The sequence below is a fragment of the Acaryochloris thomasi RCC1774 genome (assembly GCF_003231495.1).
Lineage (GTDB): Bacteria > Cyanobacteriota > Cyanobacteriia > Thermosynechococcales > Thermosynechococcaceae > RCC1774.
In genome coordinates this window covers 261,015-279,315 of the sequence record NZ_PQWO01000003.1, presented here as the reverse complement: position 1 = coordinate 279,315, position 18,301 = coordinate 261,015, and the positions used below count along the sequence as shown (strand labels likewise).

Genomic DNA, 18,301 nt, shown 5'->3' with positions numbered 1-18,301 from the left:
AATAATTTATGGCTTTATTTTGGGCTGATTGACTCTAACACAATAGCGACGGTAGTAAGCGACCAAATATCCCATCAGCTCTAGCACTAGAAAACGAGATTCTTCCAGATAGGCGGTTGTTTTCTCGGAAGGCGAATCAGCGGTCTTCGTTTGAACGGCAGCGGTATGAATTTCAATCACGTCGCGGGGGCCAACTTGATAAAAAGCAAGGTTTTCTGCCACAGCCTGAAGCTGGTCAGAAAGCGAGCTACCGAGCTGAAACATACGCTTTTCTAAGGCTAGATCCATCAATCGGCCATACTGCTGAACCATTTGCTGAAACTCATCAGGGAAACTGGCTTTGAGCGAGGCTGAGTTATACAACATCGCAGTAACAGTGCTTTGCTGGGTGGGTAAAGATTCCAGCAGATATAGGTCACGTTCATTCTGGGTTTGCCGCTCCGTTTGGCCAGCCTGTAATAGGAGCCTGTGCCGCTCAACGGCGTAATGAATAGATCGCAACAGAATCTGGCTATTGACCTGGTCTTTTGTTAAATAGTCTTGAGCACCTAAGCGGACAGCCTGCAATGATAGATCTTGATCACTGAGGCCACTGAGAATCACAACGGGTACTGTAGGCGCAAAACCCTGAATTTTTCTAAAGGTGTCTAATCCTCTACTATCTGGTAGGGATAAATCCAAGAGAATTAGGTCAAAACGTTGCGATTCTAACTGTTGTTTCGCATCCCGAAGCCATTGACAGACAACAACTTCAATGACTTCCGATTCCATTGGCTCAAGGTACGCTTCCAGTAGCTCGAGGTCACCAGTGTCATCCTCAATGATTAATAGCTTGATGGGTTCCATAATGGGGGCCGTAGTCATGGCAAAAGCCTGGATGAGCTGACATTTCTATCTCAGATAAACTGAAAGAGAAGCATATCAAGATTTACCATTTGTTGTTTTTTTTAGGTATTCTTATCTATCGCATCGCAATTAACTTTTGATTTTATTTAAAGATATTCTACCGATTAAGTCTAATACAGTATATTTTTTTCTTTAGAGAGTAAAAATCTGGATTTGATCAGGTGTTATTCCAGCTTGCTTTTTTCTAAAAGCTGGTTCTGCTGCATTGGCTGGTGACTCGACATTTCAGATAGTTGAACACGGATGGACGCTACTTCTGCATCCATAACTAATAAAGTTGTTTTCAATAGCCTAAGCTCTTAGATTGTGAGGCTCTGCTTACACCATGAGCCTTAGACCCTCTCGATTTTTACGGATGCAGGCAATTCGCAGTTTGTGTTCAAAGCAGAATTTTTGATCATCTGTCACCATACATTGAGAGAATATTACATAGAATAGAGAAAGTGAGTGGGATCCTTGAGCGTTATCTAGCGATAGATGCTATCCAGGGACCGTCTATTTACCTCTGTTTCTTGATCCTTCAATAATCTGCTCAACACATGAACCTGGCAACCATCCCTTCTGATCTTCAACTCCCTGACTGGTTGCAAAGCTGCATGATTGAGGTTGATGGAGAGGCTGGAAAGAGTCCATCAGACGCACAACTGATCTGCCAGGCTTTTCAATTCGGTTATCAGCTTCATGAGGGGCAGCGCCGAGCATCTGGGGAGCCTTACATTGCTCATCCGGTGGCGGTGGCGGGTCTATTGCGGGAGCTGGGGGGGAGCGGTTCGATGATCGCAGCGGGCTTCTTGCATGATGTTGTTGAAGATACTGACATTACGCTAGAGCAGCTCGAGGAAGATTTCGGGGCTGAGGTGCGGCACCTAGTAGAAGGGGTGACCAAAATCTCAAAGTTCAATTTCTCGACGAAGACGGAGCGGGAAGCTGAAAATTTTCGCCGCATGTTTTTGGCGATGGCCCAAGATATTCGAGTGATTGTGGTTAAGCTAGCGGACCGCCTCCACAATATGCGCACCTTGGAGCATTTACCTCTGGCCAAGCAGCGCCGCATTGCCCAAGAGACGAGAGATGTTTTTGCTCCCCTGGCGAATCGCCTAGGGATTTGGCGCTTTAAATGGGAACTCGAAGATCTGGCTTTCAAGTATCTAGAGTCTGAAGACTATCGAGAGATGCAGACGCTGATCGCAGAAAAGAGAGCGGATCGAGAGGCGCAGATTGAAGATGCGATCGCAACCCTCCAGAGCCGTTTCAGCTCCCTCAACCTCAGTCATTTAGAGATTACGGGTCGCCCCAAACATCTGTACAGCATCCATCAAAAAATGGAGCGGCAGCAAAAGGGTTTCCATCAAATTTTCGACGTCGCCGCCGTCCGAGTAATCGTCAGCACCCACGACGAATGCTATCGCGCCCTAGCCATCGTCCATGACTGCTTCCGACCGATTCCTGGACGCTTCAAAGACTATATTGGCCTCCCCAAGCCCAACCGCTATCAATCCCTCCATACTGTCGTCATTGGCCTAGGGGGACGCCCCGTAGAAGTACAAATCCGTACCCAAGAAATGCACCACATTGCCGAGCTGGGAATTGCCGCCCACTGGAAATACAAAGAATCCGGTAATTCTCGCGGCGGGCAATGGAACGCTGCCGATGAAAAATTCACCTGGCTGCGGCAGCTTTTAGAATGGCAGAGTGACCTCAAAGACGCCCAAGAATTCCTCGATAACGTCAAGGAAGATCTCTTCGACAGCGAAGTCTACATCTTCACTCCCAAGGGAGATCTAGTTGCACTGGGGCGTGGCGCGACCCCCGTTGACTTTGCCTATCGCATTCATACCGAAGTCGGCAATCACTGCTGCGGGGCGCGCGTTAATGGTCGGATGGTTACCCTCGATACCGCCCTCACCAACGGCGACATCGTCGAAGTCATGACCCAAAAAAGCGCCCATCCCAGCCTGGACTGGCTCAACTTTGCCACCTCTACCTCTGCCCGCAATCGCATTCGGCAATGGTACAAGCGATCGCACCGGGATGAGAACATCGACCGGGGTCGCAGCATGTTAGAGAAAGAGCTGGGCAAAAAAGGGTTTGACGCCCTACTTAAATCTGAACCGATGCAGGCGGTTGCCCAGCGCTGTAACTACTCGACCCCAGAAGATCTGCTAGCAGGGCTAGGGTATGGCGAGATCACGCTCAACCTAGTCGTCAATCGCATTCGAGAGACCAATCGAGACGAGCAGGCGAAAAACGGCCATGACCTGGCCACAGAAGCTAAAGATATCAACCTCGTCTCCAGCACTGCAGCCCAACGCCCCGAGAAAACCAGTGATTCTCCAATCCTGGGCGTCGAAGGCTTGGTCTATCACATCGCTGGCTGCTGCCATCCAATTCCTGGCGAGTCGATTATTGGTGTAATTACCTTGAGTAATCGGGGAATCTCGATTCACCGTCAGGGGTGTTCCAATGTCGAGAATATTCCCGGAGATCGCGTTATTCCCGTAAGTTGGAACACCCCAAAGCCACAGAGTAAACGCCAACCCACCTATCCCATCGAGCTGCAGATTGAGGTGATCGATCGCGTTGGCGTCCTCAAGGATATTTTGACTCGCCTAACGGACAACAAAGTCAACGTTCATAAAGCACAAGTTAAAACCTTTCCAGGACAAACCGCCTTGATTACACTGGGGCTAGATATTGAACACTGCAACCAGCTGGACCAAATCAGCGCCCGCATTCGACAAATGAGCGATATTCTGAAGCTGCGCCGCGTCAGTCAGCTTGAAGAGTGCCAGCGGCAAGAACCGCAAGAATAATTGCATCCGTTCGCGCCAAAACGGTCTTTATTAGCCTTTTTTGGTCTCGACTCAGCCAATTGTTGCCGGTCAAAGACGATATAGGATAACCTACAAGGAGGTTTAGTCGGCGTCTATGATGGGCCGAGGCAGCGCTTTGGCCTTCACAACGAGGAAATAATGGTAGGACAACCGGAATTTGTTGAAAATCCCGAGAATCGGTGCCCTGTAATTTTATTGGTAGATACCTCTAGTTCAATGCAGGGTGCGCCTATGGCCGCTCTCAATACGGGCCTAGAAGCATTTCAAGATGCAATTCTCCAAGATGAGCAGGCCGCCCTGAGAGTGGATGTTGCGATCGTCAGCTTTGGCCCCGTGGAACTGGTCCAGGACTTCGTTACCATTGACCACTTTGTCCCACCGACCTTAGTCGCCCAGGGATTAACGCCTATGGGAGAAGCGTTGACCTACGCCCTCGATCTCCTTGAAGATCGTAAGCAAACCTATCGTACTAATGGGATTCAATACTATCGACCTTGGGTGTTTCTAATTACCGATGGAGCACCCAACCCAACCTCACCCTGGCAACAGGCCGCCCAGCGTATTCGAGAAGCTGAAGCCCAACGTAAGATGTCATTTTTTGCTGTCGGCGTCCAGGGCGCGGATATCTACACGCTTAGCCAAATCGCCCCTGCAGAGCGACCGCCTCTGATGCTAAACGGTCTAGACTTTCGGTCCATGTTCCTCTGGTTAAGTGACTCGATGGTTCGCGTTTCCAGCAGCACCGTTGGCGGCGATATGGTGGCGCTGCCGCCTGTTGGCTGGGGACAGATTGCAACTTAATAACCTGTAGCCCAATAACCGAGAGAATATCTGTAGTTCTTAGCTTGTGGTATCCCTGGGGTGACCTAAGCATCACAACGATTAAACCGTGCAAAGGAGTGGCTGTGGTCTGGAGAGCGACTGTTCATTCAGCGATGGGGACCCGGCATCTACAGCGGGGCGTTCCCTGCCAGGACTATGGTGACTTTGTGACCTGCGAGCACAGCATCATTGGTGCAGTTGCTGACGGAGCGGGCAGCGCCAAATATTCAGATATTGGGTCTCAACTTGCCGTTAAAACAGTACTCTCAAATCTAGAAAGATGGCTCTCTAGCCAATCTTCTTTAGAGCGAGAGGTCATTGAGACGCAAGCGCAGGCCATTTTTGAAAGTGCATTAGATGCGGCGGTGTTGGCCCTTGATCAAGAAGCCCAGGCTGGTGGCTACGCCCTGCGAGATCTAGGCTGTACGCTGTTAACCTTTATCGCCACCCCCACCTGGATTGCTGCGATGCAGATAGGAGATGGCTTCATTGTGGCAAAAATGTCAGAAACGGAGCCGTATCAGCTTCTTTTTCAGCCAGAGAAAGGAGAGTATATCAATGAAACAGTCTTTGTGACTTCAGAGCATGCCTTAGATGCTATGCAGGTTGCGGTCAAGTCCGGGGAACAGCCCCTCGTATGTGCCGCCACCGATGGCTTAGAGAAGGTTGCCATTCGCTTCCATGATTGGCAACCGCATCCTCCCTTCTTTGCGCCGTTTATGTCCTGTTTGCAGACAATGGATGATCCGGCAGAGCGACAGGTATATCTAGAGACGTTCCTCAATTCTGACCGTCTCAACGCTAAAACCGATGATGATAAAACGCTGCTGATGTGCCTTTGTGAGCAGGGTCAATGACGGTTCTGCTGCGCATGATTGCAGGTCAGTCCGTCCAGTTGACGGATCAAATTGCCAATAGCGGTGAAGGAACGGTCTGGCAGACTAGTCTTAAAGGATACCTGGCAAAGCTGTACCATACAGCGACCCCTGAAAGGGTGAAAAAGCTGCAGGTGATGGTAGCCCACCCCCCTCGCGATCCGATGACGGAACACGGGCATATTACCTTTGCATGGCCCCACGATTTGCTGCAGGACTCTCAGGGGCAATGCCTAGGTTTTCTAATGCCGGAGGTGGACAGCAGCGTTAAGCTTTCAACGATCTACAATGCGAAGCTGCGCAGTCGGAAAGCTCCTCGCTTCAACTGGTACTATCTGCACACCGCCGCGTTGAATATTGCGCTGGCGATGCAGTCGCTGCACCAAGAAGATTACGTCGTCGGTGACGTCAAACCTCAGAATATCTTGGTCAATAATCAGGCTCTGGTTTCTGTCATTGATGCTGATTCCTTTCAGGTACGTGACCCCCACACGCGTGAGCTCTATCGATGCCTTGTTGGCTCTGAAGGCTTCACGCCAGCAGAGCTTCTCGGTCAAGATCTGGCAACGGTTGATCAAACAGAGATCCACGACCGCTTTCGATTAGCAGTCATCATCTATTTACTGTTGTTTGGCGACCAACCGTTCAAGGGTCGCTGGGTGGGTAAAGGAGAGTCACCGCAGCCATCAGAGTTAATTAAGGCCGGATACTGGCCCTTTGGAAAAGACAGCCTGATTCAGCCCGGCCCCCACACCATTGCTTTATCCATCGTGCATCCTGAACTGCAGGATTGCTTTCACCGTTGCTTCTCCAAGGGACATCGGCAACCCCAGAATCGACCTACTGCAGCTGATTGGGTGAGGGCGTTAAGGCTGGCTCGCAAGGATCTGATGACCTGCAAAATAGAGACCAATCATCTTTATAGCCTCAGCTATGGTCGGTGCTATTGGTGCGATCGCAAATCCAAGCTCAACATTGATATCTTCAGTCCAAAACCCAAGCCAAAAGTTCGCCCGGCCCCCAAGCCTCGCGGAACCGCCTCCCCTAGAAAACCAACTTCTCTCAGACGGTCTACCTCAAACAAGCGTCACTCCTCTAGCAGCCTGCCATCCCCTTCCACTAGGCATCGGTCGGCCCTGATCCGCTTGCCGACTCCTTCGAAAGCAGTGGTGGGCAGTTTTCTTTGTCTGTCTAGCTTAGCGGGCCTCGCAATTTTATTGTTGCCCGATCTACGCGGGAGCATCCCTCAATCTTTAGAGCGCTCCTTTGACCAACAGCTGACCCGCTCCTTTGAATGGTTATCCACTACACTTCCCGGTTCCAAAATACCGAAGCCTGAATCTATAAGAGCCTCAACAAGTCAACGAGGCCATGGAGATCGGGTCTCGACCCTTGCAATCAGCCCTGACAGTCGATTTCTAGTCAGCGGTAGCCAAGATTTTATGATCAAAATTTGGAATCTGCAGACCGGGAAGCTACTACGTACCTTATCTGGTCACTATGAACCCGTTACCTCCGTCCAGTTTGCCGATCGGGGGAAAATACTGGTCAGTCGCAGCGCCAGCGGCAAAGTTTTGCTGTGGGATTTCGCAACAGGGGAGCCTCGTAATCGCTTAAATTTACAGGAAGCTGGAGGGCAGACCGTCGGCAAAACGTTGGATAGCAGTGGAACAATCCTAGCCTCCGTAGCCTGGGACGGTACCATTTTGCTCCGAGACTTACGAACCAATGAAGTTCGGCAAATTGAGCCAGGTTCAGTATCAACCTCCCAAGCCATTACCGTTACCCCTGATGCCCAGACCTTAATTAGCAGTACCAGTGATGGCCAAATCAAGCTGTGGGACATCCCAACGGGACAGTTTCGACGCAGCTTTCCCAATGTGAATGACTGGGATGCGATCAAGACAATGCAGTTTACAAGTGCCCTAGCCGTTGGCCAGAATGGTCGTCAGTTGGCCAGCGGAGGTTTAGGAGGCGCCATCCATCTTTGGAACATGCAAACAGGTCAGCTGATCAGAGCCTTGCCTGGACATGGCCAAGCCATTTCTGCGTTAGCGCTCAGCACAAATAACGCAGTCTTGGCCAGCGGTAGCAGCGACAGCCTGATCAAGCTTTGGCGCTTACAGGATGCTCAGTTAGTCCAGACCCTCAAAGGACACAGCGGTGAAATTTCGGCGTTGAGCGTTAGTCCCGACGGCGCGATTGTCGTCAGCGGTAGCGAAGACAATACCATCCGGGTTTGGCAACTAATGACGGGACAACTGCTACAAACCCTCGGAAAACCTTGATTTTATGTCGACTTTGTAAACAAGTACTGCAGAAGAAACTAATTTTTACCTGTCCACCCCAATCTCTAAAACAATGGAGAAGCCGCATAATTCTGCCATCTACCGTATCTTGGATGCGAACCTTGATCGTGCCCGTGAGGGAATCCGCGTCATCGAAGAGTGGTGTCGCTTTAGTCTGCGGGACCTTGAGCTAGCAGACCAGTGCAAGCATCTGCGTCATGAATTAGCCCAGTTACACCGGCCAATTTTCCGGCAGGCTCGCGATACTCTCCACGATCCAGGCACACAGCTAACCCACATTCAAGAGCAGTCTCGGGCCAGTCCTGACGCTGTTCTACAAGCCAATCTCGCCCGTACTCAAGAATCACTAAGGGTGCTGGAAGAATACAGCAAGCTTTGCGAACCCGCAATGGCAGACATTTGCAAGCAGATGCGATATCAAATTTACACCCTCGAAAGCCAATTGTCTCGAGCTACACACCATTCATCTTTGAGAAGCAGGCTTCTACGAGATCCATACACTCTACCTGACCTATATCTTGTGACTTCCCCTAGTGAAACCTTAGTTGCAACAGTAAAAGCAGCCTTGAAGGGCGGCTTGAAGTTAGTACAGCATCGGGACAAAGACTCATCTGACAGCGAACGCTTGCACACCGCCCATCAGCTTTGTCAGCTCTGCCATCAGCATGATGCGCTCTTTATCGTCAACGATCGTGTTGATATTGCGCTGGCCGTTAACGCCGATGGTGTCCACCTGGGTCAACAAGATGTTCCAATGGCCCTCGCTCGCCAAATTCTCGGTCCCGAAAAAGTTGTTGGTCGGTCGACAACAAACGTTGACGAAATGGAGCGAGCCATTAAAGAAAAAGCTGATTACATTGGCGTAGGTCCGATTTTTGCCACACCAACCAAAGTGGGTAAAGCACCCGTCGGGCTAGATTACATTCAATATGTCTCTCAAAATTCCCCAATGCCCTGGTATGCAATCGGCGGCATTGACGAACAGAACTTAACCGAGGTACTAGCTGCTGGAGCAGAAAAAGCAGCAGTGGTGCGAGCAATTATGCAGGATCCAAATCCGACAGAAATAACCCAGAGACTTCTTAAGAAGTTTCCGGGTCATAATCTAGAGCGCAGCCAATAGGCCTGCGCTCTAGATGTCGTATACCTGAGGGAGCGGTACGCCTACTCCTTTGGTTTCTCAGACGTTAGCTGCTCGGCCACCTGATCATCAATGAGCGCATAGTCATCAGCGGCATCTAACCCCATCACAGATCGAGGACGCTCGCCTACAGAGGAAGCATTCGACACCAGCCCATCACCTCCCTTTGGATCAATCGCCTTGTCTAGGCCATAGTTGCGAGCCGTTTGGTCGTCAATCACATCAGTCTCGCCAGCAAAGGCAGAGCCATCATAGACAGGCTCTAACTCCAAACTCTCTTCATAGGTGTTGAAACCAGTTCCTGCAGGGATCAACCGACCAATAATGACGTTCTCTTTGAGACTGCGTAGCCAGTCAGATTTGCCCTGAATCGCAGCCTCCGTCAAGACACGCGTTGTTTCCTGGAAACTCGCTGCCGAGATGAAGCTATCCGTATTCAACGAGGCCTTTGTGATACCCAAAAGTACTGGAGTATAGTCTGCAGGTGCCCCCCCCGTAATAGACATCGCCTCGTTGACCTGCTCAACCTGGTAGAGGTCGATCAATTCACCTGGCAACATTGTCGTATCACCGCCATCATCAATCCGCACTTTGGAGGTCATCTGTCGAACAACTACCTCAATATGCTTGTCAGAGATATCGATTCCCTGAGACTGATAAACAGACTGTACTCCATTAACCAAGAACGTTTGCACCTTCTGAAGGCTGATTAAAGCAGACTCATAGGTTCCCTTAGATTCCTTATGAAGACGGAAATGAATTTCCAGAATATCGTGGGGGTTAATGGGACCATCCGTAATCGGCTCGCCAGCCTCAACAGATTGCCCGTCGTTAATAAAGGGGTTTTGTCCTGGACCAATGGGATAGTCCGTGATTGTACCGTCTCCTTCAACAACTTTGATCTCGATACTGTCATCATCGTTGTAGACAACCTGTCCCGTCCCTGGACGCTGGCATAAAATGCACATTTCCTTGGGTTTACGAGCTTCTAGAAGTTCTTCAATGCGCGGTAGGCCCTGAATAATATCACCCGTTTTGGTCCGCTCAAAGACAAGGAGCGCCAAATTATCGCCCCGCTGTACCAAGTCACCATCATCAATCTGTAGAACTGCGCCTGGTGACACGAGGTAGGGACGAGCAATGCGCAAAATGACTTGATTTTGCTGAATCTCCATCACTTGACAGGATTCTGATACCGACAGTCCAGAGGCAACTTCATCACCTTCGCGGAGTAAATCACCTTCTTTAACAGAAGCAGACTGACCGGCTAGCTCAAGCACAACTTGGTCAGCCTCTGTGATCAAGAGCAAGCGACGAATGGCCTCTCCATCACCACGAATTCCTTGGACCTCCCCACTTTGCTTGGCCTTAATCTCGGTGCGAGCAACAACAGCGCCAGGTTTAATATGTTGGCCATCTTCAACCAAAAGCCGTGTATGAGTACTACCCTGAGTTTGATCGGCTGCGATATCACGGCGGATTACCAGCGTTTCCAAAATCACTAGCTGCAGCCGTGAAATCTCTGGATCCTTTTCATCTGGCGTTACCTCAATATCTGCTGCTAGCTGCGGTGCATCAGCATCGATGTCAAGCACCAACTGCGTCTTCAACAAATCGACGCCGCCCACAGACTTAACGCGTTCGCCATCTTTATACTGCAGTCGCTGCAGGGATTGCAGCTGAATGGAGCGACCAGCCTCATTAATAGAAGTCTGAGACGGGATCCCTGGCTCATCAGGAACCGTAAACTCAACCACAGGACGCAGCAGCACCGCATCACCTTCTGGGGTGACGACGCATTCGATATACCGCAACTCATCAACAGTCAGTCCCTTCATGACCGTATCACCAGGATTAGCGATGGTCTCATGCTTGCTCTTCAGCGCATCTGGGTCATCAATCAAATGCAGATCGCCTGGCTTGATCAGAACCTCGCGCAGGATGTCGTTTTTCTGGGTAACTTCAACCACGCCACTGCTCTGACAGAAGATATCTTTGACAACTTCAGAGCCAGCTTCGACATACTGGCCATCTTCAACTAATAGTAACGAGATATCTTTATTGACTTCGTGAGCTTCTTCGGGAACCCAGAGAAGCGTACCACCCTTGGTTACTTCGTAGCCTTGCTTTGCTTTACCGCTACGCTTGGCAACTTCTACACCGGCATACTTGATAATGCCACCGGTATTCGTACGGTACTGATCGTCAATCAGCTCAGCGACGACTTGATGGTTGATAACCTTAGAACCCGGTGTGGCTCGCAGCAGAAAGTTCTGCTTATTGCTAGCTTCAATAATGTACTGCTCTCGCCCCTGATGGGCATCTAAAATCACTTGAGCATGGTCTAAAACCACAGAGGCCGTAATCATCTCAACTTCTCGGCCACCCTTGCCCTCTGTCTGCTCAGGTAAACGTACGACACCACCGTGCTCAGTCATTAGCTTAGTTTCAGCCAAGACATCACTCTCAGCGATGCGATCATTATTTTTTACCGTTGGTTCAGCCCCAGGCGGAAGATTGTAAACCTCGCCAGACAATACCCAGATCAGCCCACCTCGAGGTGCAATGCGCGTAGTATTGCCCTGACGGTCATGCTTCTCTTCAGGCACGAGATTAAAGAACTTCGCCTGTCCTGCGAGGTCAGAGGTGACGTCTTTTGTCGCTTTCTCCGTCGTTTTCTGGATATTGCGGCCCGTGATGGCGACTTCTGCCAACATCTTGCCAGCCTTTACCGACTGACCATCTTGGAAGAGTAGGGTTGATCCCTGCGTAATATCAAAGGTCTTTTTCTTGCTACCGCTTTCAATGGTAAGTTTTGTACTGGTCTCAGCCGTCAATGCGTCTTCACCATGACGCGTCCGATAGGGCCGACTCCGCATCTGCTTTGGATATTTGATCACACCATCAAAGGGCGCTCGAATCTGGCTAGCAACTTCTGCCGTAAATACACCACCCGTATGGAAGGTGCGCATGGTGAGCTGTGTGCCTGGTTCACCAATGGATTGGGCAGCGATAATCCCGACTGCTTCACCAACGTCTACTAAGTGAGCATGGGCAAGGCTCCAGCCATAGCAGCACTGACAAACCGAGCGAGCGGCTTCACAAGTCAAAGGCGACCGTACAATCACCTCTTCTACGTTTGCTGCACCAATCTTTCTCGCCGTTGCCTCAGAGATGGCTCCGTTCTTTTCAACAATGACTTCCTTCGTTTCAGGATGCAGGACCTCCTCTAGTACCACACGCCCCAGCAGGCGATCCTGCAGAGGAATGAGAACCCGCTCACCATCCGTCATACTTTTGACTGAGACACCTCGTTGGGTACCGCAGTCAGCTTCCCGAATAATCACATCCTGAGAAACGTCTACTAAACGACGGGTCAGATACCCAGAGTCTGCCGTTCTCAGGGCCGTGTCTACAAGACCCTTACGGGCACCATAGGATGAAATAATATACTCAGTAACCGTCAGGCCTTCTCGGAAATTAGTTTTAATCGGCAGTGCAATAATTTCACCCTGAGGATCCGCCATTAGCCCTCGCATACCGACGAGTTGGCGCACCTGAGATAGATTTCCCCGTGCACCGGAGAAAGCCATCATATAAACCGAGTTCAGTGGATTATTCGACTTGAAATTACGAACAACTTCGTCTTTAAGTTCTTCGCTAGTCCCATTCCAAGTATCAATGACCTTCTGGAACCGTTCAACTTCAGTGATCTCACCACGCGTATAGCGATCTTCTGTAGTCCGAATTTCTTCTTCAGCTGTCTCTAGTAGCTTTTTCTTACTCTCAGGAACCTGAAGATCATCAACACTGATGGAAACACCCGCACGGGTCGCAAAACGGAAGCCTAAATCTTTGAGATGATCGGCCATTTCGGCTGTGCGAGCTGTGCCATAGTGCGTAAACGACCAGTGAACTAGTCGCTTCAAGCCACCCTTGTTGACAACTTTGTTTGTAAATACGGGAGAAAGTTTCTCTCGCTGTATTTGAGATGCTTGTTCTGCCATAATGTGCGCCTCTACCTTAACTAGCCAACAGGGAATCTTGAATGGTCTTGTTGTAAATCATGCGACCAGGGGTTGTGCGGATATATTGCGATAGGAGTTCTCCCTCAGCATCCTTTCGTACACGTCGAGATGGGTAGGTGTACGTGACACTGCCATCGTCGCCGTTGTCAACGTTGGGTTCGGCATCATCATCACTATCATCGACGGGTCCGTCGAACCGAACCCATACATAGGCATGGAGATCAACTTGTCGCTGTTCATAGGCCATAATTGCATCGTCAAGACTGGCGTAATACTTCCCAGCTCCCTTTTGCTGATCAGGATTTTCAGCAGTGAGGTAGTAGCAACCCAGTACCATGTCTTGACTAGGGGTAACGATGGGACGCCCCGTTGCTGGAGACAAGATATTGTTAGACGCCAACATCAGCAGCCGAGCCTCTGATTGAGACTCGATGGATAGTGGAACATGAACCGCCATCTGATCTCCGTCGAAGTCAGCGTTGAAAGCTGGACAGACAAGGGGGTGGAGCTGAATAGCTCGACCATCGACTAGGAGTGGCTCGAAGGCTTGAATCCCGAGGCGGTGAAGAGTGGGTGCCCGGTTCAGCATAACCGGGTGGCCTTCAATCACTTCTTCTAGAACATCCCAAATGACCGGATCATTCCGCTGGATCAAGCGCTTAGCAGCCTTGATATTGTTGACCAAGCCCTGACGAATCAATCGATGAATAACGAAAGGCTGAAAAAGCTCAATTGCCATTTCCTTGGGGAGACCGCACTGGTGGATCTTCAGCTTAGGCCCCACCACAATGACGGAACGTCCAGAGTAATCAACCCGCTTACCCAATAGATTCTGTCGGAAGCGCCCTTGCTTACCTTCGATAATGTCTGACAGCGACTTCAGGGGTCTGTTGTTTGCACCCACAACGGTGCGACCACGACGGCCATTATCGATCAGAGCATCCACCGCCTCCTGCAGCATTCGCTTTTCATTACGAACAATAATCTCAGGAGCGAGGATTTCTTGGAGCCGTGCTAGACGATTGTTGCGGTTAATGACTCGTCGATACAGATCATTGAGGTCAGAGGTAGCAAATCGGCCACCATCTAGCTGCACCATAGGTCTCAAGTCAGGCGGAATCACCGGAATGACGCTGAGGACCATCCAATCAGGCTGAGCGCCTGTTCCCACAAAATTGTCAATAACCCGCAGCCGCTTGATCAGCTTGGCGCGCTTCTGCCCTTTTGAGTTGGTGATGTCTTCGCGGAGTTGTTCGGCCTCTGATTCTAAATTGATATCCTGAAGTAGCTGTTGAATGGCTTCCGCACCAATCCCGACTTCAATGCCAGAAAGTTCAGAGTCTTCACTGTATATCTGATCTTCAATCTCAATCCACTGATCTTCAGTTAGTAGTTGCTTGTAGGTCAGCGTGTCGGAGTTGCCTGCATTGAGAACGACGTAGGCATTGAAATAAACAATCTGCTCTACGTCTCTCAGCGGCATATCCAGCAACGTTGCCATGTAGCTAGGAATACCTTTGAGGTACCAGACATGCGTGACTGGGGCGGCTAATTTGATATAACCCATTCGGTGCCGTCTCACCCGCGATTCTGTGACTTCAACGCCACAGCGTTCGCAGACAATACCTCGGTGGCGGACGCGCTTGTATTTGCCGCAGTGGCATTCCCAGTCCTTCGCGGGACCAAAAATGCGTTCACAAAAAAGCCCGTCCATCTCTGGCTTGAGAGTTCGATAGTTGATTGTTTCTGGCTTGGTAACCTCTCCGACAACTTGACCGTTGGGTAAGGCCCGCTCTCCCCACTGGCGAATCCGCTCTGGAGAAGCCAGACCGATTTTTACATAGTCAAACCGCTGTTCTAGCTTTGGCATTGCTTCAAGCTTCCTTTTCTTGTTCTTGCTGGTACTTTAGGTTAGTCAATGTGGTGTTGCTTAAACGCCGGAGGATTCTCCTTCTTCAACTCGGGAAAAGGACTCGTAAGTGGGGCGTGAAGGCGTGCGGCGATTACTGACATCAGCCATCAGATCAACTTCTGAATCGCGGCTAACGCCGTCGTCATCAGTGTCTAACTTGTGTACGGCAATATCGAGACAGAGAGATTGTAGTTCTCGCATCAATACCTTGAAGGACTCAGGCGTGCCCGGTCGAGGAATCGCTTGGCCTTTAACGATCGCATTCAAGGCTTCATTACGGCCCTGCATATCGTCTGACTTGACGGTTAACAGTTCTTGCAGAGTATAGGCGGCTCCAAAGGCTTCAAGTGCCCACACCTCCATCTCTCCAAATCGCTGTCCGCCTTGCTGAGCTTTACCGCCCAAAGGCTGCTGCGTGACGAGAGAGTAGGGGCCAGTGGAGCGAGCATGAATCTTGTCATCCACGAGGTGAACCAGTTTCAACATATAGGCTTTGCCTACAGTCACTGGCTGGTCAAAAGCTTCTCCGGTACGACCGTCAAAGACCTTAAGCTTGCCTGGCTGGTCAGGATTAAATAACCAGTCTTTCCCTGTAGTCTCTCGTGCCTCTGCTAATTTGCCATGAACAGTCATGCGCGAGGCTTCTTCACCATGCATTTCATCAAAGGGAATCATCTTGAAACGCATGCTGAGATTCTCGCCGGCCCAGCCTAGAAGGCACTCAAAGACCTGTCCGACATTCATCCGAGAAGGGACACCCAATGGATTGAGGACCAGATCAACGGGGGAACCATCAGCTAAGTAAGGCATATCTTCGACGGGCAGGATGCGAGAAATAATTCCTTTATTCCCGTGGCGACCGGCCATTTTATCGCCCACTTGAATTTTACGTTTCTGGGCAACATAAACGCGGACAACCATATTTGCTCCCGGTGGAAGTTCATCGCCTTGCTCGCGAGTAAAGACACGTACATCAACGACACGACCTTTTTCTCCGTTGGGGACTCGAAGGGAGTTATCGCGAACATCTCGGGCTTTTTCACCGAAGATGGCACGCAGTAGCTTTTCTTCAGGGGGCTGGTCTGATTCACCTTTGGGGGTGACCTTACCCACCAGAATATCTCCGGCTTCGACCCAGGCTCCAGTGCGAATGATGCCGTTCTCATCAAGCTGACGCAGGGAGTCTTCACCGACGTTAGGGATTTCGCGGGTGATTTCCTCTGGACCCAGCTTGGTCTGACGAGCCTCAATTTCAAATTTTTCAATGTGAATCGAGGTGTAAATGTCATCACGGACGAGGCGTTCACTGACAAGGATTGCATCCTCGTAGTTGTAACCTTCCCAGGGCATATAGGCGACGGTGATGTTTTGGCCAAGGGCGAGTTCTCCCCCTTCGGTAGCGGAACCATCAGCAATAATTTGACCGACGCGAACGCGGTCGCCCGTAAATACAATGGGGCGCTGATTCAAGCAGGTATCTTGATTGGACCGCTGATATTTCTGCAGTATGTAGGAGGTCTCTTGCCCTTCATCATCCTGAATACGGATCAGTTTGGCAGAAACATAGGTGACGACACCATCAGCTCTACTGATAATCACCATCCCTGAATCTCGGGCGGCCTGCGCTTCTAAGCCTGTCCCCACTAGCGGACGCTCGGGGCGCAGGAGAGGGACAGCCTGACGCTGCATGTTTGACCCCATTAAGGCGCGGTTGGCGTCATCGTGTTCCAGAAAAGGAATCAGCGATGTGGCTACTGAGATGATCTGAACAGGGGAAACCGCCACGTAATCTACTTCTGTGGGAGAGGTTTCCGTAAAGTCTTGGCGAAAGCGAACGGGAACGATCTCACCCTGAATGTATCCGTTTTCGTCTACGGTAATGTCTCCAGGAGCAACCTGTAGGTCATCCTCTTCGTCTGCGGTCATATACTGGGACTGGTCTTTGAGAATCCGCCCATTTTCTACCGGATAGAAGGGGGTCTCGATGAATCCGTAGGGATTAACGCGGGCATGGGTGGCGAGGGAGCCAATCAGCCCTGCGTTTGGTCCTTCTGGAGTCTCAATCGGGCAGATACGACCGTAGTGACTGGGGTGAATATCTCGAACGGCGAAGCCAGCCCGTTCGCGAGTCAGACCGCCGGGACCGAGGGCACTGAGTCGTCGTTTGTGAGTTAGCTCTGCCAATGGATTGGTTTGATCCATGAACTGAGACAGTTGACTAGACCCGAAGAATTCTTTGATCGCGGCCACAAGAGGCTTAGGATTCACCAAAGATGCGGGTGTCAATGTCTCAACGTCGGAGACAGTCATCCGTTCTTTGATAATTCGCTCTAGGCGGTTGAGGCCGACCCGAACTTGGTTCTGCAGTAGTTCTCCCACAGAGCGAACGCGACGATTACCGAGGTGGTCAATGTCGTCTACACTGCCAATATCAAATTCAAGGTTAATCAGATAGTCAATGGCTGACAGAATGTCTTCTGGCGTTAGAACCCGAGTTGGCTCAGGGACATTGAGGCGCAACTTTTTGTTGAGCTTGTAACGACCGACGCGACCGAGGTCGTAACGCTTGGGATCAAAGAATCGAGAGTCTAGGAGCTGTTGGCCACCTGAAACGGTTGGTGGTTCACCGGGACGCAACTTTCGATATAGCTCTAAGAGAGCTTCTTCTTCACCAAATTGACCTTCTTTATCAATGGTCTTTTGATAATATTCAGGGTGGCGGAGACGATCGAAAATTTCGCCATCGCTGAGCCCCAAGGCCTTGAGAAGAACCTGGGCTGAGAGCTTACGGGTTTTATCAATGCGAACCCAAACAAGATCGTTCTTATCAGTTTCAAATTTTAACCACGCGCCCCGGTTAGGAATGAGGCTAGCGTTATAGGTGCGACGACCGTTTTTGTCGATCTCAGACTTGTAGTAAACGCCAGGACTTCTGACAATTTGATTAACGATGACGCGCTCGGCACCATTGATGATGAAGGTCCCACGATCTGTCATTAATGGCAAATCGCCAATGAAGACCTCCTGCTCTTTAATTTCCCCCGTTTCTTTATTGATTAGACGGGTCGGCACGTACATCTGTACACCATAGGTACTGTCCCGACGCTTGGCCTCATCCACGTCATATTTTGGACGCTTGAGACGATACTTATTAGCGAGAAAGTGCAGTTCAATTTTGCCAGTATAGTCAGTGATGGGCGAGAAGCTAGCTAACTCTTCGATCAGGCCTTCTTTGAGAAACGAGCGAAAACTTTCTCGCTGAATCTCGACGAGGTCAGGCAGGGTGAAAGCGGGTTGAGTGTAGTTGAGGGTAGTAGTCATGCGTCTCCTCTAGAGGTCGCGCCCAGTAGATATCTAGTCTATGGCTCTAGGCAATTGTACTTGGCTGGGTCTGTCGAAATATAAAGTTTGTGTCTTATCGGAATATGAGGACCATAAATCTGATAGCGCTATGAACAAAAAGCTTAGTTAGGT

Annotated in this window: 9 protein-coding genes; 5 read left to right on the top strand and 4 right to left on the bottom strand. The window is 50.3% G+C overall.

Going from position 1 to position 18,301, the window contains the following annotated elements:
* Positions 1-6: 6 nt before the first annotated feature.
* Complete coding sequence (locus tag C1752_RS06865; RefSeq protein ID WP_110985308.1) at positions 7-864, bottom strand: response regulator; 858 nt, start codon at positions 862-864, stop codon at positions 7-9.
* A gap of 581 nt (positions 865-1,445) precedes the next feature.
* Here C1752_RS06865 and C1752_RS06860 point away from each other — a divergent pair.
* The 5 genes from C1752_RS06860 to C1752_RS06840 all read left to right on the top strand — a co-directional run bounded on the left by C1752_RS06860 (position 1,446) and on the right by C1752_RS06840 (position 8,869).
* Positions 1,446-3,719: a RelA/SpoT family protein gene (locus C1752_RS06860; RefSeq protein ID WP_110985307.1), complete on the top strand. Its 2,274-nt coding sequence runs from the start codon at positions 1,446-1,448 to the stop codon at positions 3,717-3,719.
* Positions 3,720-3,878: 159 nt separating this feature from the next.
* Complete coding sequence (locus C1752_RS06855; protein ID WP_110985306.1) at positions 3,879-4,541, top strand: vWA domain-containing protein; 663 nt, start codon at positions 3,879-3,881, stop codon at positions 4,539-4,541.
* A 134-nt stretch (positions 4,542-4,675) separates the two neighbouring features.
* Positions 4,676-5,419, top strand: a complete 744-nt coding sequence (locus C1752_RS06850; RefSeq protein WP_233501422.1) for a PP2C family serine/threonine-protein phosphatase — start codon at positions 4,676-4,678, stop codon at positions 5,417-5,419.
* Positions 5,416-7,725, top strand: coding sequence for a WD40 domain-containing protein (locus C1752_RS06845; RefSeq protein ID WP_110985305.1), 2,310 nt, complete (start codon positions 5,416-5,418; stop codon positions 7,723-7,725). Before C1752_RS06850 ends, C1752_RS06845 begins: the two co-directional genes overlap by 4 nt.
* Before the next feature lie 73 nt (positions 7,726-7,798).
* Entirely contained in the window at positions 7,799-8,869 is a 1,071-nt protein-coding gene (locus C1752_RS06840; protein WP_110985304.1) for a thiamine phosphate synthase, read from the top strand.
* A 41-nt stretch (positions 8,870-8,910) separates the two neighbouring features.
* Here C1752_RS06840 and C1752_RS06835 read toward each other — a convergent pair whose 3' ends face one another.
* From C1752_RS06835 to rpoB, 3 genes are read right to left on the bottom strand one after another with little or no spacing between them, the layout of a single operon-like run.
* Entirely contained in the window at positions 8,911-12,894 is a 3,984-nt protein-coding gene (locus tag C1752_RS06835) for a DNA-directed RNA polymerase subunit beta' (protein WP_110985303.1), read from the bottom strand.
* A gap of 16 nt (positions 12,895-12,910) precedes the next feature.
* Positions 12,911-14,785, bottom strand: coding sequence for a DNA-directed RNA polymerase subunit gamma (locus C1752_RS29665; RefSeq protein ID WP_110985302.1), 1,875 nt, complete (start codon positions 14,783-14,785; stop codon positions 12,911-12,913).
* A gap of 60 nt (positions 14,786-14,845) precedes the next feature.
* Positions 14,846-18,148: a DNA-directed RNA polymerase subunit beta gene (rpoB, locus tag C1752_RS06825; protein ID WP_110985301.1), complete on the bottom strand. Its 3,303-nt coding sequence runs from the start codon at positions 18,146-18,148 to the stop codon at positions 14,846-14,848.
* Positions 18,149-18,301: the final 153 nt, after the last annotated feature.

What these genes read in the sequence shown, in the direction of transcription:
- C1752_RS06865 (WP_110985308.1), bottom strand. Translation starts at nt 864, where the DNA reads ATGACTACGGCCCCCATTATGGAACCCATCAAGCTATTAATCATTGAG.
- C1752_RS06860 (WP_110985307.1), top strand. Translation starts at nt 1,446, where the DNA reads ATGAACCTGGCAACCATCCCTTCTGATCTTCAACTCCCTGACTGGTTG.
- C1752_RS06855 (WP_110985306.1), top strand. Translation starts at nt 3,879, where the DNA reads ATGGTAGGACAACCGGAATTTGTTGAAAATCCCGAGAATCGGTGCCCT.
- C1752_RS06850 (WP_233501422.1), top strand. Translation starts at nt 4,676, where the DNA reads ATGGGGACCCGGCATCTACAGCGGGGCGTTCCCTGCCAGGACTATGGT.
- C1752_RS06845 (WP_110985305.1), top strand. Translation starts at nt 5,416, where the DNA reads ATGACGGTTCTGCTGCGCATGATTGCAGGTCAGTCCGTCCAGTTGACG.
- C1752_RS06840 (WP_110985304.1), top strand. Translation starts at nt 7,799, where the DNA reads ATGGAGAAGCCGCATAATTCTGCCATCTACCGTATCTTGGATGCGAAC.
- C1752_RS06835 (WP_110985303.1), bottom strand. Translation starts at nt 12,894, where the DNA reads ATGGCAGAACAAGCATCTCAAATACAGCGAGAGAAACTTTCTCCCGTA.
- C1752_RS29665 (WP_110985302.1), bottom strand. Translation starts at nt 14,785, where the DNA reads ATGCCAAAGCTAGAACAGCGGTTTGACTATGTAAAAATCGGTCTGGCT.
- rpoB (WP_110985301.1), bottom strand. Translation starts at nt 18,148, where the DNA reads ATGACTACTACCCTCAACTACACTCAACCCGCTTTCACCCTGCCTGAC.